The organism is Flagellimonas maritima (genome assembly GCF_003269425.1).
Lineage (GTDB): Bacteria > Bacteroidota > Bacteroidia > Flavobacteriales > Flavobacteriaceae > Flagellimonas > Flagellimonas maritima.
This window is the reverse complement of sequence record NZ_CP030104.1, coordinates 85,213-108,075: the sequence shown is the minus strand read 5'-3', so window position 1 is coordinate 108,075 and position 22,863 is coordinate 85,213. Positions and strand designations below refer to the sequence as shown.

Genomic DNA, 22,863 nt, shown 5'->3' with positions numbered 1-22,863 from the left:
ATCTTATAATATATGTAGCTTCATTCCTTCGTGTGATGGCTCAAATCCCAAAGATTTATAAAATTTAAGTGCATCCGGTCGCTTTTTATCAGTGGTCAGCTGAACAACATGGGCTTTATTTTCTCTGGAACGTTCAATTGCCCACTTAAAAAGAATTTTGCCAATTCCCTTGCCGCGATAATTTTCATGAATGCGAACGGCTTCAATTTGAGCCCTTATACCTCCCCTATAGGTCAAATATTGAATGAAGCTTAGCTGAAGTGTCCCGATGACTTCCTTATTCTCATTTTCAAGAACGACCAATTCTTGATTTGGGTCGCTGTTTATATTATCAAAAGCCAAATAGTATGTATTGGGAAGCGGATCTTGATAATCTTCACGGAGCTTTCCTAACTTATCATTTGCTATCATTTTTACAATAGCGATTACATCTTGTCTTTTTGCACGTCTAACGTTCATTATTTACGTTTTCTACCCATTTTCGTGCGTTTATAAAAGCTTCCAACCAAGGCGAAACTTTGTCGTTTCTGTCTTTTGGATAATGCGCCCAGTTCCATGGAAAAATAGAGCGCTCTATATGAGGCATAGTAACTAGATGACGGCCTGTTTTATCACAGAGCATGGCTGTATTGTAGTTACTTCCGTTTGGATTTGCAGGATAATTTTCATATCCATATTTAGCAACGATATCGTAATTATCTTCAGGTAAGGGGAGATTGAATTTTCCTTCTCCGTGGGAAATCCAAACGCCTAGAGTTGTTCCTGCCAAAGAGGATAGCATTACGGAATGATTCTTCTGAATTTTTACCGATGTGAAATTACTTTCATGTTTGCTCGAATCATTATATGTCATTTTGGCTAGTTTCCCATACTCGGGATTGATCATATCCAGTTCCAAGAACAATTGGCATCCGTTACAGATTCCAACAGATAGCGTGTCTGGCCTTGCAAAGAAATTTTTAAGTGCTTTATTGGCTTTTTCATTGTATTTGAAAGCTCCCGCCCAACCTTTGGCACTGCCAAGCACATCAGAATTTGAAAAACCACCGACAGCGCCGATAAATTGAATATCCTTCAATGTTTCCCTTCCAGAAATTAAATCGGTCATGTGTACATCCTTAACGTCAAAACCTGCCAAATACATGGCATTGGCCATTTCGCGTTCAGAATTACTTCCTTTTTCGCGCAGAATTGCGGCTTTGGGGCGGTGACCGAGCGTAGCAGAAGTTACTGGATTCGTTCCTTGAGTGGATTCGAAGGTAACACTGCCTTTAAAATCTTTGGGAAAAATATATCGTAAAGGTTGATTCTTATAGTTATCAAATCTATTCTTCGCCAAACCATTCTGGGTTTGCTTGTTATCCAAAAGGTAAGAAGTCTTAAACCATGTGTCACGTAAGGACGGAATATTAAGACCAATTTCGATTCCTTTATTTTTAATACTCAACATATCCGATTCAACAACAGCACCTATTTTTTTGAATTCGACACCTGCATTTTTGAGCGTATTTTCAATAGTGTCGTCTTTGGATTGAAAAATCAATCCTACATTTTCCGAAAACAATAGTTTTATTGTATCGTCCTCTCCAAGTGTTGACAAATCTAAATTAGCACCCAGTTGATTATCAGCGAAACACATTTCCAGCAAACTGGTAATTAGGCCTCCGGATGCAATATCATGTCCAGCAAGAATTTGATTCTTTTTAATTAAGTCCTGTAGCGTGTTGAAAACAATTTTAACATAGTTAGAATCCAATGTTGAAGGTGTTTCATCGCCAATTTCATTCAAAATTTGGCTAAAAGAGGAACCCCCTAATTTAAAGCCATCTCTTGAGATATTTACATAATAAATGGCTCCACCATTTTTTTGAAGAACAGGTTCCACAACTTTGGTAATATCGTTACAATTTCCCGCTGCAGAAATAATTACCGTTCCCGGTGAAATCACATCGCCATCTTTGTATTTCTGTTTCATGGAAAGCGAGTCTTTTCCTGTGGGGACATTGATGCCCAATTCGATGGAAAACTCAGATACCGCTTTTACCGCTTCATATAATCTAGCATCTTCGCCTTCATTTTTGCAGGGCCACATCCAGTTTGCGGATAAGGAAACAGATGTAAGGCCATCTTTTAATGGTGCCCAGACCAAGTTTGTCAATGCCTCGGCAATACTGTTCCTACTTCCCGCAATAGGATTTATTAAGCCTGAGATAGGGGAATGTCCAATACTGGTTGCAATACCTTCCTTCCCTTTAAAATCCAGAGCCATAACACCACAGTTGTTCAAGGGCAATTGTAATGGACCGGTGCACTGCTGCTTGGCTACACGACCTCCTACACAACGGTCTACCTTGTTTGTCAACCAATCTTTGCAAGCCACAGCTTCCAATTGTAGTACCTGTTCCAGATAATCATGAAAATGTTCCAAAGAATAGACGAGGGGATTATAGTCCCTCTGTACTGTCTTATCGTCCATGATGGTTTGCGGTGAGCTGCCAAACATATCGGAAAGTTCAAGATTCATTGGTTTCTTGCCTGTTTTTTCAGATTCAAAAGTAAAACGATGGTTGCCCGTTACAGTACCTACATTATACATTGGTGAGCGTTCTCTTTTAGCAATTCTATCCAGTAAATTCAGGTCTTCCTCTCCAATCACCAACCCCATTCGTTCTTGGGATTCATTTCCAATAATTTCTTTGGCAGACAAAGTGGGGTCACCTATTGGAAGTTTATCGGTATTTATCTTACCACCAGTTTCTTCCACTAATTCTGATAAGCAATTTAGATGTCCGCCCGCACCGTGGTCATGAATAGAAATAATAGGATTTTCATGACGCTCCACCATGCCGCGAATAGCATTTGAGGCTCGTTTTTGCATTTCTGGATTGGATCGCTGAACCGCATTTAACTCAATAGCCGAACTGAACTCTCCAGTATCTGCACTTGAAACGGCGGCCCCACCCATTCCAATACGGTAGTTATCCCCACCAAGAATTACAATTTTATCTCCTTTTTTAGGAGTGTCCTTTAGGGCTTGCTCAGATTTTCCATAGCCAATACCTCCAGCGAGCATAATAACTTTATCAAAACCTAATCGGCGTGCTTCCTCTTGATGTTCAAAAGTGAGTACGGATCCCGCAATCAAAGGTTGTCCAAACTTGTTTCCAAAATCTGAAGCGCCATTGGATGCCTTTATCAAAATATCCATGGGAGTTTGATATAACCATTCCCGCTCTTGCATTCCATTTTCCCACGGTCTGTCCCCAGCCAATCTAGAATAGGAGGTCATGTAGACCGCTGTACCGGCCAGTGGCAATGAACCCTTGCCGCCCGCCAAACGATCTCTGATTTCACCTCCAGAGCCCGTAGCAGCTCCATTAAAAGGTTCTACAGTAGTTGGAAAATTATGGGTTTCCGCTTTAATGGACAAGACGGATTCAAAATCAACTTCTTCGTAAAAATCTGGGATATCAGCACTTTTTGGCGCAAATTGAATCACTTTTGGCCCTTTTATAAACGCAACATTGTCCTTGTATGCAGAAACGATATCGTTTGGATTTTTCTCTGATGTTTTTCGTATTAATTTAAAGAGCGATAATGGCATCTCTTTACCATCTATTATAAAAGTACCGTTGAAAATCTTATGGCGACAGTGCTCCGAGTTTACTTGACTAAAACCGAAAACTTCAGAATCCGTAAGTTTCCTTCCCAGTTTTTGGGATAGGTTTTCCAGATAGACCACCTCATCTTCATTTAAGGCCAGACCTTCCTTTGTGTTATAACCTGCAATATCATCAATCTCTAAAATAGCCTCTGGAGTAATATTAATGGTGAAAATATCTTGGCTCAATCCATTGTATTTTTGAAAAAGCATGGAATCATAATCAGAATACTTTTCCTCTACGGTATGAAATTCTTCAATTCTAAGAATGTCCTCAATTCCCATGTTTTGGGTAATTTCTGTGGCATTTGTACTCCAGGGAGTTATCATTGCAGCACGTGGACCAACAAAAAAGGCGTCAAGGGACGCCATATTTATCTTGGGCTGGTTGCCAAACAACCATGTAAGCTTTTCAATGTCCTTTATTGCAATTTCTTGAGTGGTTTGGACTGCGAATACTTTTGTCGCCACATCTCCAAAGAAATGAATCATACAGTTTGCTGATTGAACGGTTTAAGAAAATGCAAATTTACAAGTTTTATATGTGTTTTTTGATTGATTCTTTAACAGTTTTAAACCATCACTTGTTGATAATAAACTATTTTCTTTCAAGTCGAAAGGAGTACACGTCAATTAAGAATGGACATTGATCAAAACAGCAACTTTTATCTGTGCCATCCGCTTAGGTTTGAAGATTTTTACAATTATTTATCTTTGAAAAACGCAAGGAAAGAAAAACCAAGCCACCAATTTAAACGCCAGGGTAAAACAATCTTGGCCTTTGCTATTATTGCAATTATTACAGTAATTATAATTTGTTTATTCTTTCTTTCAGAAGAGAGGGATATAATTAATCTGGTAAAATATTTTCTGAAAAATATTTTCAAATCTATTTAAATAATGGTGCAGTCATACTTTCAGCATACCTAACTTAAAATTATCTGGATTAGGTCTCTACTATTTTTTTGAGTACATCTACAGGTTTTTTTTGTAATAAAGGTATGGTATCATTAAATAAATGATATTTTCAACTACATCTCAATTTTTCCAAAGTATTTCTGTATCTTTTTCAATGCTAATTCAAAAATCCAACCTTTATGAAATCCCTTAAACCCTTTCTATCCGGAGTTTTCCTCCTTGGTTTTGTGGTAACACTCACCGCACAAAAGAAATTTTCAAAAAAACAGATTGAAAAACTTAAAACGGAAGTCGCTGAAATTGTTGAAGCCAATAAAAAGCAGACCCAAGTAATGGTGGACAAGATTTTCAGTTTTTCAGAACTTGGTTTTCAGGAATATGAGTCTTCCAAATATTTAACAGGTATTTTAAAAGAAGCAGGATTTGCCATAGAAAATTCAATATCGGGTATCCCGACAGCGTGGTTTGCAAAATGGAGCAATGGCGACGGACCTGTGATTGCATTGGGCAGTGATGTGGATTGTATTCCCAAGGCTTCACAATATCCTGGAGTTGCCTACCATAAACCCATAGTGGAAGGAGCTCCCGGCCATGGGGAGGGCCATAATTCAGGAATACCACTGAACATAACTTCAGCATTGGCGGTAAAACAACTTATGGAACGTGAAAATATTGGTGGAACATTGGTAGTATGGCCAGGAATAGCCGAAGAATTGGTAGCTGCAAAGGCATGGTACGTACGTGATGGTCTGTTCGATACTATTGATATGTGTATTTTCACGCATGTTAGCAGTAATTTAAGTGTGTCTTGGGGTCCTACGCGTGGTACGGGGTTGATTTCCGTAGAGTACCTTTTTGAAGGTGAAGCGGCCCATTCAGCAGGCTCGCCATGGCGTGGAAAAAGTGCTCTGGATGCAGCGGAATTGATGAATATTGGATGGAACTATAAAAGAGAACATTTGCACCCATTAAAACGTTCGCATTCCATTTTTACCGATGCGGGTGATCAACCTAACGTGGTCCCTTCAAAAGCTGCTATTTGGTTTTATTTTAGGGATATCAAGTACGAGGGTATTATGGAAATGTACGCAGAAGCGAACGATATAGCAAAAGGAGCGGCCTTAATGACAGGAACTACCATGAGTTCAAGAGTTTTGGGAACAGCGTGGCCCAGACATTACAATAAGGTTATTGCTGAAACTATGTATAAAAATATTAAACAAGTAGGGCTGCCTTCTTGGTCAGAAAAAGACCAGATTTTGGCAAAGGCAGTACAGAAGAAGGTAAATTCAAAAAAGACTGAAGGTTTGGATGTAGAACTATCTGAAATTGGACTGCCAGTAAAAGAACCTATAAGTGGAGGATCTGATGATATCGGCGATATATCTTGGAAGGTACCCACAGTTACAATGCGATTTCCATCAAATATTCCCGGGCTGCAAGGACACCACTGGAGCAATGCAATTACAATGGCAACACCTATAGCGCACAAGGGTGTAACAGCAGGGGCCAAGGCAGAAGCGATGACCATATTGGATTTTCTTTTGAAACCTGAATTATTGACTCAGGCTTGGGATTATTTCAATAACGAACAAAGTAAGGAAACCAAATACGAGCCGATGATTTCTGCAGATGATATGCCGCCCACATATCTGAATAAAGATAAACAAGAGCAATTTAGAACGCAGCTTGAAAAGTACTACTATGATGAAACCAAATATGATTCATATTTGGAACAATTGGGTGTTGAATATCCTACAGTTGATAAATAGAAATTAAAAGGTAATTTCTTATAATGGATTTATGCTGCTAAATTGCAATCAGAGCAGTTTTTAATTTCACCATAATAGGTTTCTCTGTATCTGTGTAATGTATGGATCGGGATACCCAAAACATATTTTTTAATATATGTAACTTTAGTGGTAAGCTTGCCCATAGAGCGGCTATACCTTTTTTCGTATTTTGATTTGCGGTGTATTTTTATAAGTTTCATGCGATTATTGATTTTAAAAGTTCTGAGCTATGCAGTAGTACCCCTACGCGAAAATAAGCGCGAGGAAACAGAGCATTTAAATTGCTCGGTTTTTAACAGAATTGGTAAATTTTAATGTGAAATTAAATACGGATAAATTCCTTTTGACTCAAATTTATTTCTTTTAAAAGGTCCTCTGTAAATTTGAAGTGCCCCCTGGTCGTTATGATTTTGAACCTGTTTGATTTCAATCTGCTAAAAGTATCAAGCAATAACCATTTTGATTTTAAAATTTCAGGCTTTTCCGATTTTAAACTTATATCAAAAAAATACTTGCGACCATTTTTCGTTGCTGAAAGGTCTGGCGTGATTTCTAATCCGCTTCTCTGACTTTTGAATGTTTTTGGGGTTTCGTAATTTGGCATATCCGCCTTTATATTTTCAAATCCGCTGAATTTGAGATGTGAAATGGATTGCTCTAAAATTTCTTGATTTTCTTCTTTTTGTTTTTGAATCATAGCTATCCAATTTAAAAGAATTCCTTAAAGTTCCAAATTTTAGAAGGACTTTATGCTTTCTTTATGACTTATATTTTTTTTATCAACGCCATATAAAAACCATCATAGCCACTTTCTGACGAATAAATGTTTTGCTCTTTGATAAGCTTAAATTCCAAACCATTTTCAGAATCAAGAAAGGCCTTTACCTGATTTGTATTTTCTTGTGGCAGGACAGAACAGGTGGCATATACCATTTGTCCGCCTTTCTTTACCATTTTGCTGTAGTTTTGAAGTATATCTTGTTGAACCCCCATTATACGTTCCATAAACTCAGGTTCCAATTTCCATTTGGAATCTGGATTTCTTCGAATTACTCCTAAGCCCGAGCAGGGAGCATCCAATAAAACCCTATCAGCACTACCATGTAATTTTTTAATGACTTTGGTAGAGTCGATAGCTCGGGTCTCTACATTGTGGACGCCATTTCTTCTTGTACGGATTTTCAGCTTTTTTAACTTGCTCTCATAAATATCCAAGGCTATTAATTGACCTTTGTTTTGCATTTGTGAAGCCAAGTGAAGTGTTTTACCTCCAGCACCTGCACAGGCATCGACGACCCGTTGTCCCGGTTTAACCTCTAAAAAGGGTGCAACTAGTTGAGAGGATGCATCCTGAACTTCAAAGAACCCGTTCTTAAAAGCTTCGGTAGTGAAAACGTTTTTGCGTTCCTTCAATTTTAATGCATCGGGATAACCTTCAATAGGAATAGTTTCAATTTCACTATCGGCTAGTAATTCTTGAAGCTGTGCTTTTTGGATTTTGAGCGTGTTGGTTCTGAGTATGACCTCAGCTTGCTTGTTAAGCGCTGCTATCTCTTTGGTCCATAAATCGTTTCCCAAGGATTTTTCTCCCAATTCATCTAACCAATCAGGAATGGATTCTCGAAATTTTCTTATTTTTGAAAGCTCATCGAACCTTCCTTTTATACGCCGTTCCGGAGTAGTTTCCAATTGCTTCCAATCCGGTATTGAAATTCCTTTTAAAACACACCAAACAGTAAACAACCGAAATAGATTTGGTCTGGAATATGGTTCACGGACCTCTGCAATTTCAGAGTACAAACGCTTCCAACGGACAATATCATAGGTAGTTTCTGCAATAAAACCCCTGTCTCTTGCGCCCCACCGCTTGTCATAACGCAATACTTTTTCAATGACCTTATCCGCATATTCCTTTTCGTTGAATATGAGATTTAACGCATCAATTACGGCAAAGACAAGATTTCTATGTAAGCGCATCCTCAAAAATTAAGATTTGCAAAGGTATGGTTTCTTATAGGATTCCAATTACATTTGGTAAAAATGGAAATGATGTACAAATCAGTATTTATTCTTGTCCTTTTACTACTAGTTGGATGTACTTCCGAAGAAAAACTAAAAACCTTCTCATCTGTATCAATTAAGACAATCTATACAGATTCGGTCAGCATAAGGGCCATAGAATTTTTAGATGGGCAAACTTTAGCATTTGCAGGAAGCAATGGGGTGTACGGTTCTATAAATACATATACGGATAAAGTTCGTGCTAATGTCCAAAAGTTTGACACCATATTTCCAGAGTTTAGAGCAGTAGGACATACAAATTCAGATTTTTTCATGCTTTCTGTCGCTAACCCGGCACTTTTGTATAAAACTGGTGAAAATGGGCAGATGGAGTTAGTTTACAAAGAAGAAGCAGCAGGTGTTTTTTACGATGCGCTCAAGTTTTGGAACAATAAGGAAGGAATTGCCGTAGGTGATAATATGAATGGTTGTTTATCCATAATTATAACCAGGGATGGCGGTAAAAGTTGGAATAAGCTTTCCTGCAGTTCGTTGCCCAAAGCAATTGAAAGTGAAGGCGCGTTTGCGGCCAGTAACACCAATATTGAAACCATAGGAGATAAAACTTGGGTGGCCACGACTTCTGGCAGGATTTACTTTTCTTCTGATAAAGGAAAAACATGGTCGGTCATAAAAACACCAAGCTTAAGTGAAAAACAGACCGAAGGAATTTATTCCATCGATTTTTATGATGAAAATCTAGGGTTTGGAATAGGAGGTGATTATACAATACCCAAAGCAAACATAAATAACAAAATAATTACTGAAGACGGAGGAAGAACTTGGCGAACTATCGCTGATGGCCAAGAACCGGGATATAAAAGCTGTGTCCAATTTGTACCAAATTCAGAAGGAAAAGGTATTGTAGCAGTTGGATTTACGGGGATTTCGTATTCAAAGAACAAAGGGGAAAACTGGAAATCTTTGAGTAAAGAAGGTTTTTATACTATTCGATTTTTGAACGATTCCATAGCTTACGCGGCAGGAAAAAACCAAATTGCGAGATTATCATTCAAATTAAAAACAGCGGGAATAAAACTACCCCCGCCGCTTCAACTAACCAAACCAAACTAATTATACATTTACGACTACATAGTTTCTGCCTGTTCTTTTATACCATACCCCTCTATATTTATACAATCTTCTTCCGTTGACCACTACTACGCTGCGCGTTCTTGGCAGCCTTCTTACTTTAATTCCTACGGGTGCAGCTGCTACAACATAATTGCGACCTCTGGCTCTATACCAAACCCCGTCAGCAAAGTAAAAATTGGTCTTATTATGAACAACGACACTAGGGTTATTGACCGTTTTTACAACAGTACCATGTTTTGGGTATACGCGAACAACTGTTCTTTGAGCGTTTGCCATACTAAAAGACCCAAGGATCAATAAGGTTATTAAAATAGATTTTAAAGTTTTCATAATATATTTCTTTAATATTTCTAAACCTATGACTTAAGACTTGTGAAATGGTTTAATTGAAGGGGCTTTTTAGAAATATGATTATTGAATCAGTCAGGTTAAGTCTGTCTACCAAGATTGAATATCAGTTGGTTATGAATATTTCTACAAGTCTAACGTGAATTAGCAGGCACTTTTGAAAAACTCCTACTTGCATTTCATTAAAAAATAGCCATTAGATTTTTGCGATTTGTCAGGTGTGACATCTTGATAAAAATGACCAGCAAATAATAAAGTACAAAACAAGATATTTGGTTACGCGGCTCTTGTGACACAGTGATTGTGGTTTTAATACCTTCTATGACACAGACATTTTATTTTATCCGCCTCCCTGGCGTTTACGATATTGTTGCAACAATCGCTTTTTAAAATTGTTTTCTGCCCTAAACAATTGAATCACTTTTTTTGACGGAATCACACCTTGTAAGCCTTTGATAAATTCATTTTCGATTTCGAGTTTTTCTGCCTGTAGATTTATATATCGATCAATCATTTTAGCGGCCTCGTTCTCGGAGACGTTGGACATGTCCTCAAAACGACTGCCAAACTGTTGGCGCTCCTTTTTTCGAATATCCTCCAAAGCATCCTCATGTTCATTATAAACAGGCCAAAATTGCTGTGCTTCTTCTTTGGTCAGACTCAATTGTTCGGTCAGGTACGCCACTTTTAATGCCTTTATCCTGTCTTTAGCAGGTCTTTGGGCATAAAACCAATTAATCCCCATTAAAAAAACAAATACTATGAGCAACCTTCTATTCATAATCATTGTATTCTAAATTTAAATCTTCAATATCCTCAACATTTTCATTTAAATATTCCAAGATATTTTCTTCGTTCAATTCCGTTTCCAATATATCATCCATGCTTATTTCCTCAACTTCCATTATCTCGGCGATTTCGTATGAACTCAGACCAAATTCCATAGTATTAAAATAAGAATCTATTTCGGCATTGGCCAAATCATCAAAGCTTAGCTGGGGTTGATCGTTCCATGTGATTCCAAATATCAAAATAAATATTGCGGCTATGGCAGCAGCACTATAATATAATTTTTTAACGGACGTTAATCGAATGACCTTAATTTGTTTTTGGTCTGTTTTGGAAATTATTTTTTGATCCAAGTTTTCAAAATACCCATCTGGAACACCAAAACCATCAGTTTTTGGAATAATAGCTATCGCATCACGAATTTCCTGACCCTGCATTTTATCCATAAGTCGCTCATGGAAACTTTCAAAGTAACCTTCTGGAGTGTTAAAGGTATTTTTTTTCTTTTTGTCCATCTTTATGTTTTGATAGTCAATTCTTTAAAAGGTTTAATTTGTTGTGAGATGTGTTTGAATCTTCTTGACCGCTAGATGATACGAAGCTTTTAACGCCCCTACGGATGTCTCAAGAACTTCTGAAATCTCATCATACTTCATTTCCTGAAAATATTTCATGGTAAAGACCAATTTTTGCTTATCGGGAAGAGTGGCCAATGCTTTTTGCAATTTTAACTGTATTTTGTCCCCCTCAAAATAAACATCGGATTGTAGGTTCTCCACCAGTGAAATCTTTAATGCTTCATCACTGATGCCCATTTTCTTTGATTTCTGTTTTAGAAACGTCAAAGCTTCATTTGTGGCTATACGGTACATCCAAGAATATAATTTACTTTCCCCTTTAAATCCACCGATATTTCTATAAACTTTAATAAAGGTATTTTGAAGCACATCATCGGCATCATCATGGTTTAAAACAATTCTACGAATATGCCAATACAAACGTTCTTTGTAAGTGTTGACCAACACCTCAAAGGCCTTTGCCTGGGTACTTTCTTGCTTTAATTCTTTGACTAATGCTTCTTCAGCAATCAATTGTTCTTACAATTTGGTGCTTTGACTCAGTTTTTATCTAAAAGTTTAATCAGGCAGTAAATGATTGCATTTCCACCAGTTTTTTATATCCTTTTTCAGACTTCATCAATTCATCATGGGTGCCTTGCTCCACTATTTTTCCTTTGTTCAGTACAACTATGGAATCTGCGTTCCGAATTGTAGAAAGTCTGTGCGCGATGACCAAGGAGGTTCTGTTTCGCATCATATTCTCCAAGGCATCCTGGACCAAACGCTCGCTCTCGGTGTCCAGTGCAGATGTGGCTTCGTCCAAAATCATGATTGGGGGGTTTTTTAATACGGCCCTAGCTATGGAAAGCCGTTGTTTTTGACCTCCACTCAATTTATTGCCGCTATCCCCAATATTGGTGTCGTAACCATTGGGCAAATCCTTAATAAAATCATGGGCATTGGCCACTTTGGCGGCTTCAATGATTTCTTCGTCCGTAGCACCTTCTTTGCCCAATGCAATATTGTTATTCACCGTATCATTGAAAAGTATTGAATCCTGAGTGACCAATCCCATCAACCCACGAAGGGATTTTTTTGAAATATCCTTTATGTTGGTCCCATCAATCAAAATTTCACCTTCGTTAACATCATAAAACCGTGTAACCAAGTTGGCGATCGTACTTTTTCCACTCCCGGATTGGCCGACCAATGCCACGGTCTGGCCTTTTTTTACCTTTAAATTAAAATCCTTTAGAACGTAGTCTTGTTCATATTTAAAGGAAACGTCGTTAATTGCTATGCTGTCGGCAAAGCTTGTTTTTTCTGTAGCGTTTTCACTATCCGATATTGGATTTTGGGATTCAAGAACCTCCAATACACGTTCTGCAGCTGCGTTTCCTTTGCGCACACCGTATGAAGCTTTGCTAATGGCCTTGGCAGGAGTAAGTATATTATAGGCCAATCCCATATATGCTATAAAGGATGAGGCATCCAATGTTTCATCAACCAATACCATTTTGCCTCCAAACCATAATAATACGCCAATAACTAAAATCCCCAAAAATTCACCTGTTGGGGAAGCCAGATTTTGTCTGTTCAATAAGGAATTGGAGAATCTAAAAAAACGATCGGTGGAATTTTTAAATGTTTGATAAAATCTAGATTCTGAATTGAAGGCCTTTATAACCCTTAACCCACTTAGGGTTTCCTCTACAATGGATAAAAATTCGCCTTGTTCTTTTTGTACCTTGTCCGATTGTTTTTTTAGTGATTTGCCTATTCTCGAGATTATCATTCCAGCAATAGGGATAAACACAAATACGAAAATGGTCAATTTTGTACTTATGCCGAACATAATCAATATGGTAAAAACTATGGTCAAAGGTTCACGAACAATCAGTTCAAGTACGGATAAAAACGAATGTTGAATTTCAAGCACGTCTGAAGTAATCCTGGCAATTACGTCACCTTTTCTTTTTTCTGAAAAATAAGAAATAGGCAGATCAACAATCTTTCTGTACATTTTATTTCTAATATCCTTTAAAACACCATTTCGTAAAAAGGTGATGAAGTACATGGCCAAATAATTGAATACATTTTTTAGAAGGAAAAGTACAAGGACCAGTCCTATGACCAAAACCAATCCTTTCATATCGTCATCACCCGAATATGCTGTAACCCTAAAGTTGATATAATCCTGTAAATAGTCCTTAAGATTGGAAAACCCAAGATATTCAGGCTCTTCAAAAACCTTGTCCTCCGGTTTAAACAAAACATCCAACATAGGTATCAATGCAGCAAAAGAAAGTGCACTAAACAAAGCGTAAAGAACATTGAAAAATATATTCAGAAAACCGTATTTGCGGTAAGGTTTCGCAAACTGGAGAATCTTTTTAAAGTAATTCATTAACCTATAAATTCAATTCAGATTGGATGCCGTCCAACTTGGCTTCCAACTGCGAATTTACGGATTTATAGTCCGCCGCTTTATCCAGTTTTGCGTTCGTACTGATGTAGAATTTCACCTTTGGTTCCGTACCACTCGGTCTGGCTGCTATTCTGGTTCCGTCTTCGGTTTCATAGATCAGTACATTGGATTTGGGTAAATTAATCGTTTTTTCTTCACCTGTTTGGACATTTTTGGCAACTGAAGTATTGTAATCCTCAATCCATACCACTTTTGAGCCTTGAACGGATTTCACAGGGTTCTCCTTAAAGTCAATAAGCATTTGTTTTATTTCCTCAGCGCCGCTGATCCCCTTTTTGGTCAACGAAATGAGTTTTTCCTTGTATAAACCATAATCTACATAAGCATTTATCAGTTCTTCATAAAAAGAACTGCCATTTGCTTTGGCGTCTGCTGCAATCTCGCAGGCGAGTAGGGTGGAGGTGACCGCATCTTTGTCGCGAACGAAATCGCCCACCATGTAACCAAAACTTTCTTCCCCACCACCAATAAATTGGGAATCAGGAAAGTCCTTTATCATTTTTCCTATCCATTTAAAACCAGTAAGTGCTGTTTTAAATTCTACGCCGTATGCTTTTGCCATTTGCTCCATCATAGGTGTGGAAACAATAGTGGTCGCTATAAATTCATTCCCCTTAAAACCTTTTTGTTTGTATTTTTCCAACAAGAACTTGGTCATCAAAACCATCGTCTGGTTCCCGTTCAGCAATTCTATTATTCCTTCGGAATTACGTACGGCAATCCCCAGTCTATCACTGTCAGGGTCGGTTCCGACAACCATATCTGCCCCGATTTCCTCAGCTTTTTGTATAGCCATTGACAAGGCTTCGGGTTCTTCTGGATTAGGCGATTTTACCGTGGGAAAATTTCCATCGGGTTCAGCTTGCTCTTCAATTACCGTTACATTTTTGTATCCCGCACGTTTTAAAACTTCTGGTATTGCAGTGATTGAAGTACCGTGCAAAGAGGTAAAAACTATCTTGAAATCATCTTTTCCCTTAGCATTAAAACTTCCATTGTTTACGGATGCTTCAAAAAAGACTTCATCGACTTCTTTATCGATTAATTCAATAAGCGTTTCATTTGCCTTGAACTTAATATCCTCAAATGATAACGAATTGATTTCCGCTATGATTTCACCATCTTGTGGCGGTACAATTTGTCCACCGTCGGTCCAATACACTTTATATCCATTATATTCAGGTGGATTATGGGAAGCAGTCAAAACGATTCCGGCATGGCAGTTCAGATATTTTACGGCAAATGAAAGTTCTGGGGTCGTTCGCAATTCAGAAAACAAAAAAACCTTAATTCCGTTTGCAGAAAAAACCTCTGCGACCGTTTTTGCCAAAGTATCGGAATTATGTCTGCAATCGTAGGCGATTACAACTTTTACTTCCTCATCACCATAGGTCTGGTTTAAATAATTGCTCAGTCCCTGAGTATTTTTACCGAGAGTATATTTGTTGATTCTATTGGTGCCAACGCCCATAATACCACGCATTCCACCTGTACCAAATTCCAAATCCTTGTAAAAACTTTCTTTTAAACCTTCGGAATCCTTATCGATAAGATGTTGAATTTCCTTTTTGATTTCTGGGTCAAAAAAATCGGTTAGCCAAGATTTTGCAGAGGTGAGTATGGAATCCATATATTTTGAAACGTTTTAGTGGTTTTAAAAATACAAAGAATCTATGTTCGCTATTGCGCTAAATATTAATTTTATCGGAGATGGTATAGCGTGTATCATTTTTTCTGGTACGGACCATGATTTCACCCAAAAAACCCGCTAAAAAGAATTGTGTTCCAATCAACATGGCGGTAAGCGCTATAAAGAATTGGGGACGATCGGTAATTAATCTACCCATAGGGTTCAGGAATATCTTATCGATACCCAGATAAATGGAAAACCCAAAACCTACAATAAACATGAGAACGCCCAGCGCACCGAACAAATGCATAGGTTGACGCCCAAATTTGGATACAAACCATATGGTAATCAAATCTAACAGGCCATTGATAAAACGTTCGGCACCAAACTTTGTGGTCCCGTATTTTCTAGCTTGGTGCTGCACTACTTTTTCAGAAATTTTTGAAAAACCCGCATTTTTGGCAAGCACGGGAATGTACCGGTGCATCTCACCGAATACTTCAATATGTTTCACCACATCGCTTTTATAAGCTTTTAATCCGCAGTTAAAATCGTTCAACTTTACCCCAGAGGTTTTTCTGGCAGCCCAATTAAAAAGTTTTGATGGGATGTTTTTTAAAATAACGGAATCATAACGTTTTTTCTTCCAGCCAGAGACGATATGTTGGTCCTCGTCCTGTATTAATTTGTACAATTCTGGAATCTCTTCGGGATTGTCCTGCAAATCTGCATCCATGGTGATGACCACATCACCCTTGGCAGCTTTAAAGCCAGCGTGCAGGGCTTGGGACTTTCCATAGTTCTTTAGAAATCGTATACCTTTTACATTATCATTTTTTCTTGATAGTTCAGAAATAACATTCCAAGAGCTATCGGTACTGCCATCATCAATAAAAATGATTTCATATACAAAATGATTGGATTGCATGACCCGTGCAATCCAATCATGGAGTTCTATGAGTGATTCTTGTTCGTTAAGTAAAGGGATTACAATGGAAATCTGCATTGTCAAATTCTGGAATTCCCTTCAAAAATAGTATTTTTTCCTTAGTAGGCAGGTTTGGCTTTTTTCAATATAAGACCTGTAATTAAGCCTAGTACTAATCCTATCACTATATTAAGGATAAGTATGACAGGATATCCCATCCACCAGAATTTTATGCTCTGTTCTTTTTGCATTTCAAACTGTTCCTGGGTAATGGTCCCTTCTTCCAAAGCTGGACCTAGACGGGCATCCATTATTTTTGAAGGAGCATCTGGATCTAAGAACTCCACCAATACAACGTTATAGATTATGGCAATGATGGCAGAGATTAAAGCAATTCCTGCTCCAATTTTTAAGGCTTGGCTAAGCGTCAGGAAACCGCCATTGGCTTTTTTAAAATTGTTGATTCCCAAAAAAGTGATTATTGCAGCAAGCACGATGCCTATAATCATCAATGCGGGGCTTTGCGAGGTATGCATGTCCTGGCTGAACAACATAATGCCAAAGACAACGCTCACACCACCAAGAATTAATCCGTAGTTAAGGGAAAACTTTCCCGTTTTAGGTTGATTTTCTTCCATTTTGTAGAATATTTAGTGTTGATTGTTGCTTGTTAGTGAGTATCTTATAAAATTTGTTACACTCAAAGGTAGATTTTTTCTTTTTTACCCTTTTTACATTGCAATACTAAAAGAAATTACTAAATTTGCACCTCGAAAAATCCAAGTTTAAGTAGTTACGACGATGAAAAAAGATATACATCCAGAAAATTATAGATTGGTAGCGTTCAAAGATATGTCCAATGATGACGTATTTCTTACAAAGTCTACTGCTGATGCAAAGGAGACGATTACAGTAGATGGAGTAGAATATCCTTTGGTAAAGTTGGAGATTTCAAGAACTTCCCACCCATATTATACTGGTAAGACCAAGCTTGTTGATACTGCCGGTAGAATCGATAAGTTCAAGAACAAATACAAAAAATTTAAAAAAGAGGAGAAAACCGAAGAATAAGGTCTTTTCTATTTAAATATAACGCTCCTGATGAATGTCAGGGGCGTTTTTTATTTTTGCACTATCGTAAACAACAACCATGAACTACATACTTGCAGATGGTCCCCAACGTAAAGCTTTATTGCCCTTCACATTTACACGTCCAGTAGGGGAAATTAGGATTGGGATTTTGACCATTCGTGAAAAATGGGAAAAATACCTGGAAGCTTCTATTAGTTTTAAAACGGAAGAATACCTGTCTGAAAAGTATCCGATGGTAACTGCGGATGAAAATATCGTTATTACGGCCTCTTTTTTGCCTAATGCAAAATTGGCAGAAATGGTTCGATCGCTTAGTGCGGACCAAGCCATATTTTATGGGGAGGAATTGGTTGCGTATCGTACAAAGAACCCAAATATGGAAATGGATACATCCCGATTTAAAGTTATTCATTTTAAAGGTGAGGTGCTGAAAGTAGATTTTACTTGGGATATTTTTTCCAAAAACGGTGAAGCACTCCAAGCTGATTTTAATATCATCACCAAAGGCCGTAAAAGTGCCCCCATTTCAGATACCAATCGACTGATACATGCTGAAAATATTTTTTTGGAAGAAGGCGCCAAAGTGGAACACAGCATATTGAATGCCACCAATGGCCCCATTTATTTGGGCAAAAAAGCTGAAATATGGGAAGGTTGCATGGTACGTGGTGCGTTGGCTTTATGTGAAAAGGCCGTTATTAAAATGGGTGCCAAAATGTATGGCCCAACGACCATAGGGCCTTATGGAAAGGTATGTGGCGAAATCAACAACTCGGTCATTTTTGGCTATTCCAGCAAAGGACATGATGGGTATTTGGGCAATGCCGTGCTGGGAGAGTGGTGCAATATTGGCGCGGACTCTAATAACTCCAATTTAAAGAATAACTACGCTAAGGTTCGTCTTTGGAACTATGCCACAGAAAAGTTTGACCATACGGGATTGCAGTTTTGTGGACTTATGATGGGCGACCACAGTAAGACAGCCATCAATACCATGTTTAATACGGGAACGGTAATTGGGGTAAACTCCAATATCTATGTACCTGGATTTCCAAGAAATTTTGTGCCCAGCTTTAGTTGGGGCGGGGCCTCGGGCTTTACCACCTATATGCCAAAACGTGCTTTTGAAGCTGCCGAAGTAATGATGAACCGTAGGGGCGTTGCCTTTGACGACAAAGAAGCGAGAATCTTGGAGCACGTGTTTGAACTTACAAAAAAGTGGCGGAACTATTAAAAATGCTTTTGTTGTCGGTTTTGTATAATATAAATAGATCGAAAAAAAAGCACTTATTATTCGGTTGAGCACGAGGCAAATTTAAAAATTGGTGACTTTCCAAAAATGCCCAAGCTTTAGTGTTATCAATGACTTGCCTTATTATTTTATGGATAGTTCTATATAGTTATTTCTCCTGTATTTTTGATTATTCGTAATAATGCGTGGATTGTAGATAAATAATGGTAAAACATCCAACTATGCCAGATTGCTTTGTCATAATTTAATTTTTGCTTGTTATTATAATGTCGAATTCCGTAATTATTGACAATAATTTTGAAACAGTATCATTAGGTATCTAATCTCAAGCTCAAGTTTTGAGATGATTTGTAAAAACTTCGAATTGAGAAGTCAGCTATCAGAGATTGGAAGTCATAACTACCAATAACCAACAACCAACAACGAACAACTAAAGACTAAAGACTAAAGACTAATTAGTATCTTTGCAGCCCTTTAATAAGGTTGGGCATGAACAAAAAAGTCGCTTTCTATACCTTGGGCTGCAAGCTGAACTTCTCTGAAACTTCTACCATAGCCAGAAATTTTGAGGGAGAGGGCTTTGACCGTGTGGACTTTTCCGAGGAGGCGGATATCTATGTCATCAATACTTGTTCTGTTACCGAGAATGCGGACAAACGCTTTAAGACCATTGTAAAACAGGCACAAAAGAGTAACCCAAAGGCTTTTGTTGCTGCTGTTGGCTGTTACGCCCAGTTAAAGCCTGAGGAACTGGCCGCCGTTGACGGTGTGGATTTGATATTGGGTGCTACAGAAAAGTTTAAGATTACCGATTACCTCAACGACCTTACCAAAAATGATCGGGGAGAAGTACATTCCTGTGAGATAGAAGATGCCGATTTTTATGTGGGCAGTTATGCCATTGGAGATCGAACCCGAGCCTTTTTAAAAGTTCAGGATGGGTGCGACTACAAATGTACGTACTGTACTATTCCACTGGCACGCGGAATTTCCAGAAGTGATACATTGGGCAATGTCCTAAAAAATGCTACTGAAATAGCCTCCAAAGGCATCAAGGAAATTGTGCTTACGGGAGTCAATATAGGCGATTATGGTAAAGGGGAATTCGGGAACAAGAAGCACGAGCATACTTTTTTGGATTTGGTAAAGGCACTTGATAAAATCAATGGAATTCATCGTTTGCGTATTTCATCCATAGAGCCCAACCTCCTTAAAAATGAGACTATAGATTTTGTGTCCCGGAGCAATAGTTTTGTCCCGCATTTTCATATTCCTTTGCAAAGTGGCAGCGATGCCATACTAAAACTGATGCGCCGCAGGTATTTGACCAATTTATACGTAAATCGTGTTAACCGAATCAAAGAGAACATGCCGCATGCCTGTATTGGTGTTGATGTGATTGTGGGCTTTCCTGGAGAAACTGATGAACAATTTCTGGAGACTTACCACTTTTTGAACGAACTGGATATTTCTTACCTGCACGTATTCACCTATTCGGAGCGTGATAATACACCGGCGGCAATAATGGAGGATGTGGTTCCCAAAAATGTGCGTAACAAGCGCAGTAAAATGCTTCGTGGTCTTTCTGCGAAAAAGCGAAGGGCTTTTTATGAAAGCCAGCTTGGCAGCACCCGGACTGTTTTGTTTGAGGGCGAGAACAAATCAGGATACATATATGGCTTTACCGATAACTATGTAAAAGTAAAGGCTCCGTGGAATCCGGAACTTGTCAATACGCTTCACCAAGTGGAACTTACCAAAATAGACGAAGATGGTTTGGTTCGTTTTGAATTCATTTCCAGTACAGTTATGGTATAAAAAAACCTCTCGAAAAGAGAGGTTTAAATGCTTGGTTTGTGGTGGTTAGATGCGAATCCCTACGGGCAGCATCTCTTTATATTGTCTGTTTTTTCTCAAAAAACCTGCAATGTGCGGGCTTGTAGGCACTACCCTAAGGTTTTTCTCTTGTATTTGACTTAAGACAGCTTTGATAAAAGTTTCCTTAAAGCCCTCTTCGGTAATTTCCTCAGGAATTACCAGTTTGGTTAAAAATACCTTGCGCTCTTGTGAAGAGTATTCAATTTTGGCTAAATGCCCATCAACCTTAGTCTCAAACTGACGTAAGAAACTATTGTCATTTACTTCCATTTCTGTCATGTAGTATTATTTTAAATTGATTTTGCGTAAATCACCAATACGGTAATTTTAGTTTATTCTTCCTTTAATGGGTTGCATGTATTTATTCTATTGGGGCTAGTTGCAAAAGGGTTACAAAATTAGTAAAAAAATTGTTAATTTCCTAGCCGAATCGATATTAGGTAAGAAATGCCGGACGATAAAATACACATATACCTCATGCCGGGAATGGCGGCCAATCCATCCATATTTGATGGTATAAAACTACCGCAAGAAACGTTTGCATTGCATAAGTTGGAATGGTTTCCCCCAGAAAAAGGAATAACGTTGTCTGAATATGCAAATCAAATGTGCAAAAAAATAACACATGAAAATCCTGTTTTATTGGGAGTCTCCTTTGGAGGGATGCTTGTACAAGAAATGTCCAGATACATCGCTACTTCAAAAATCATAGTGGTTTCATGTGTTAAAAAACAAACTGAACTGCCCAAGAAGATGCTTTTCGCAAAATATACCAAAGTCCATAAATTACTGCCTACGGGCTTGGTAAACAACGTTGAGCTTTTGGCGAAATATGCTTTTGGGGAGACCGTGACGAGACGTTTAAAACTTTATGAGCAATATCTCTCCATAAGGGATAAATACTATATAGATTGGGCTATAGATAATATCATAAACTGGGACCAGGAGGAGCCACCCAAAAACCTTGTACATATTCACGGAGAATTGGATGCAGTTTTCCCCATCACCAATATTAAAGATTGTATCACCATAAAAAAAGGAACGCATACGATGATAATTCACAGAGCACGATGGTTTAATGAGCATCTGCCTGCAATTATTTTAGAAGAAGGAAGTTCTATATAGTATCTTTATATCATCGAAGCATTAAAAGTATGAAACATATAAAAAATATCTTGGCGGTCATTGGACTATTGGTAGTGGTGGGCAGTCTTATTTTTGCCGCCCAATCCAATAACACCCAAAAAGTGGTTGATTCCAAAACAACTATTGAAGTTGACAAAAATGTCGCTTCCGGTTATAAAATCAGTGCAATTGAAATACCGAGCGATTTAAATTTTGCAGGTGAACCGGTTCCATTGGAAGACCCTGAGATTATGGAACGGGTGGACCGCGAATTTTTGGTGAATACCTATTGGCAATCCAATGCACTTTTGTTGATGAAACGTGCCAATAAATATTTCCCTATAATTGAACCCATTTTGGCAAAAAATGGTATTCCAGATGACTTTAAATACCTTGCCGTTGCCGAAAGTGCTTTGACGAATGATGTATCTCCCGCCGGTGCTACGGGTTTTTGGCAGATAATGAAAGCGACCGGTAAGGAATACGGACTTGAAATAAACTCGAACGTGGATGAAAGATACCATGTGGAGAAAGCGACACAAGTGGCTTGTGAATACCTTAAAAAATGGAAAAAAAGATTTGGTAATTGGACATTGACAGCTGCTGCATATAATGCTGGTCCTGCCGGAATCAAAAGATATATGGATATTCAAAAAGTTGATGATTATTATGATTTGCTGCTGGGTCAAGAAACAGGGCGCTACGTATTCCGGATTATGGCCATAAAGGAAATTGTTTCAAATCCTGATAAATATGGTTTTGCAGTAGAGCAAGACGATTTTTACAACGCAGTACCTACGTTTTCCGTTGAAGTAGATTCTGCCGTGACCAGCTGGGCAGATTTCGCAAAGCTTTATGAAATCAATTACAAAATCTTAAAAAGACATAACCCTTGGTTGCGCGAACCCCATTTGAACAATGCATCCGGCAAAAAGTATGTAATTGAAATTCCCAACAAAGGATATTACCGAGCTACCAGTGCAGGGCAATAAGCATCTGATCTGTAGTTGAAGTATTTTTGACTTTGATTTCAAGTTTAGGAGCAAAGTAAAAAATTAGACAGATAAAGTAATCTTGTAACTTTTCAGATAAAAAGTTCAAGATATTTGTTTTAAACTAGATTTATTTCCTAAACTTTATAAATACTATAGCAATTATTATAAATCCGATACCGGTGATTACTGGGGGATTTACTATATTATCTCTTTGCAATCCCAAATAGATAATTGTTATAGATAGAATAAA

General features: G+C 38.1%; 20 protein-coding genes. 7 read left to right on the top strand and 13 right to left on the bottom strand.

Annotated features, from left to right (window positions below; genetic code table 11):
* Positions 1-3: 3 nt before the first annotated feature.
* Complete coding sequence (locus tag HME9304_RS00490) at positions 4-459, bottom strand: GNAT family N-acetyltransferase (protein WP_112376722.1); 456 nt, start codon at positions 457-459, stop codon at positions 4-6.
* Positions 449-4,153, bottom strand: a complete 3,705-nt coding sequence (gene purL / locus HME9304_RS00485; protein WP_112376721.1) for a phosphoribosylformylglycinamidine synthase — start codon at positions 4,151-4,153, stop codon at positions 449-451. Before purL ends, HME9304_RS00490 begins: the two co-directional genes overlap by 11 nt.
* 605 nt (positions 4,154-4,758) lie before the next feature.
* Here purL and HME9304_RS00475 point away from each other — a divergent pair.
* Positions 4,759-6,351: an amidohydrolase gene (locus HME9304_RS00475; RefSeq protein WP_112376719.1), complete on the top strand. Its 1,593-nt coding sequence runs from the start codon at positions 4,759-4,761 to the stop codon at positions 6,349-6,351.
* 343 nt (positions 6,352-6,694) lie between these two features.
* Here the strand turns inward: HME9304_RS00475 and HME9304_RS00465 are convergent, their stop codons facing one another.
* Positions 6,695-7,069: a hypothetical protein gene (locus tag HME9304_RS00465; RefSeq protein ID WP_112376716.1), complete on the bottom strand. Its 375-nt coding sequence runs from the start codon at positions 7,067-7,069 to the stop codon at positions 6,695-6,697.
* Positions 7,070-7,137: 68 nt separating this feature from the next.
* On the bottom strand, positions 7,138-8,349 hold the full coding sequence (locus HME9304_RS00460) for an RsmB/NOP family class I SAM-dependent RNA methyltransferase (protein WP_112376715.1): 1,212 nt from the start codon (positions 8,347-8,349) through the stop codon (positions 7,138-7,140).
* 72 nt (positions 8,350-8,421) lie between these two features.
* On the opposite strand from HME9304_RS00460, the gene HME9304_RS00455 reads away from it, so the two are divergent.
* Positions 8,422-9,507: a beta propeller repeat protein gene (locus HME9304_RS00455; RefSeq protein WP_417935249.1), complete on the top strand. Its 1,086-nt coding sequence runs from the start codon at positions 8,422-8,424 to the stop codon at positions 9,505-9,507.
* Here the strand turns inward: HME9304_RS00455 and HME9304_RS00450 are convergent, their stop codons facing one another.
* The 8 genes from HME9304_RS00450 to HME9304_RS00415 all read right to left on the bottom strand — a co-directional run bounded on the left by HME9304_RS00450 (position 9,508) and on the right by HME9304_RS00415 (position 16,909).
* Positions 9,508-9,858 carry a DUF6515 family protein gene (locus tag HME9304_RS00450; RefSeq protein ID WP_112376714.1) on the bottom strand — a complete coding sequence of 117 codons (351 nt, stop codon included), beginning with the start codon at positions 9,856-9,858 and terminating at the stop codon, positions 9,508-9,510. It abuts the gene before it with no gap.
* 358 nt (positions 9,859-10,216) lie between these two features.
* The gene (locus HME9304_RS00445) at positions 10,217-10,657 is read right to left on the bottom strand and encodes a hypothetical protein (RefSeq protein ID WP_112376713.1); all 441 of its coding nucleotides are present in this window, start codon (positions 10,655-10,657) and stop codon (positions 10,217-10,219) included.
* Positions 10,650-11,180 (bottom strand): hypothetical protein, encoded by a 531-nt coding sequence (locus HME9304_RS00440; protein WP_112376712.1) that lies wholly within the window; start codon positions 11,178-11,180, stop codon positions 10,650-10,652. Before HME9304_RS00440 ends, HME9304_RS00445 begins: the two co-directional genes overlap by 8 nt.
* 33 nt (positions 11,181-11,213) lie before the next feature.
* A complete protein-coding gene (locus HME9304_RS00435; RefSeq protein ID WP_112376711.1) occupies positions 11,214-11,756 on the bottom strand; it encodes an RNA polymerase sigma factor in 543 nt (180 codons plus the stop codon).
* 49 nt (positions 11,757-11,805) lie between these two features.
* Positions 11,806-13,632, bottom strand: coding sequence for an ABC transporter ATP-binding protein (locus tag HME9304_RS00430; RefSeq protein ID WP_112376710.1), 1,827 nt, complete (start codon positions 13,630-13,632; stop codon positions 11,806-11,808).
* A 4-nt stretch (positions 13,633-13,636) separates the two neighbouring features.
* Positions 13,637-15,343: a phospho-sugar mutase gene (locus HME9304_RS00425; protein WP_112376709.1), complete on the bottom strand. Its 1,707-nt coding sequence runs from the start codon at positions 15,341-15,343 to the stop codon at positions 13,637-13,639.
* A gap of 58 nt (positions 15,344-15,401) precedes the next feature.
* Positions 15,402-16,349, bottom strand: coding sequence for a glycosyltransferase family 2 protein (locus HME9304_RS00420; RefSeq protein ID WP_112376708.1), 948 nt, complete (start codon positions 16,347-16,349; stop codon positions 15,402-15,404).
* A gap of 41 nt (positions 16,350-16,390) precedes the next feature.
* Positions 16,391-16,909: a DUF4199 domain-containing protein gene (locus tag HME9304_RS00415; protein ID WP_112376707.1), complete on the bottom strand. Its 519-nt coding sequence runs from the start codon at positions 16,907-16,909 to the stop codon at positions 16,391-16,393.
* 163 nt (positions 16,910-17,072) lie between these two features.
* Here HME9304_RS00415 and HME9304_RS00410 point away from each other — a divergent pair, with 163 nt between their 5' ends.
* The 3 genes from HME9304_RS00410 to mtaB all read left to right on the top strand — a co-directional run bounded on the left by HME9304_RS00410 (position 17,073) and on the right by mtaB (position 20,433).
* Positions 17,073-17,342, top strand: a complete 270-nt coding sequence (locus tag HME9304_RS00410; protein WP_112376706.1) for a type B 50S ribosomal protein L31 — start codon at positions 17,073-17,075, stop codon at positions 17,340-17,342.
* A gap of 79 nt (positions 17,343-17,421) precedes the next feature.
* Positions 17,422-18,597: a GlmU family protein gene (locus HME9304_RS00405; protein ID WP_112376705.1), complete on the top strand. Its 1,176-nt coding sequence runs from the start codon at positions 17,422-17,424 to the stop codon at positions 18,595-18,597.
* Between the two features lie 507 nt (positions 18,598-19,104).
* Positions 19,105-20,433, top strand: a complete 1,329-nt coding sequence (gene mtaB, locus HME9304_RS00400) for a tRNA (N(6)-L-threonylcarbamoyladenosine(37)-C(2))-methylthiotransferase MtaB (RefSeq protein ID WP_112376704.1) — start codon at positions 19,105-19,107, stop codon at positions 20,431-20,433.
* A gap of 45 nt (positions 20,434-20,478) precedes the next feature.
* Here the strand turns inward: mtaB and HME9304_RS00395 are convergent, their stop codons facing one another.
* Positions 20,479-20,772, bottom strand: coding sequence for a GNAT family N-acetyltransferase (locus tag HME9304_RS00395; RefSeq protein WP_112376703.1), 294 nt, complete (start codon positions 20,770-20,772; stop codon positions 20,479-20,481).
* Between the two features lie 168 nt (positions 20,773-20,940).
* On the opposite strand from HME9304_RS00395, the gene HME9304_RS00390 reads away from it, so the two are divergent.
* Both HME9304_RS00390 and HME9304_RS00385 read left to right on the top strand, forming a co-directional pair.
* Positions 20,941-21,618, top strand: a complete 678-nt coding sequence (locus tag HME9304_RS00390) for an alpha/beta hydrolase (RefSeq protein WP_112376702.1) — start codon at positions 20,941-20,943, stop codon at positions 21,616-21,618.
* Between the two features lie 29 nt (positions 21,619-21,647).
* Complete coding sequence (locus HME9304_RS00385) at positions 21,648-22,610, top strand: lytic transglycosylase domain-containing protein (RefSeq protein ID WP_112376701.1); 963 nt, start codon at positions 21,648-21,650, stop codon at positions 22,608-22,610.
* Positions 22,611-22,863 lie beyond the last annotated feature (253 nt).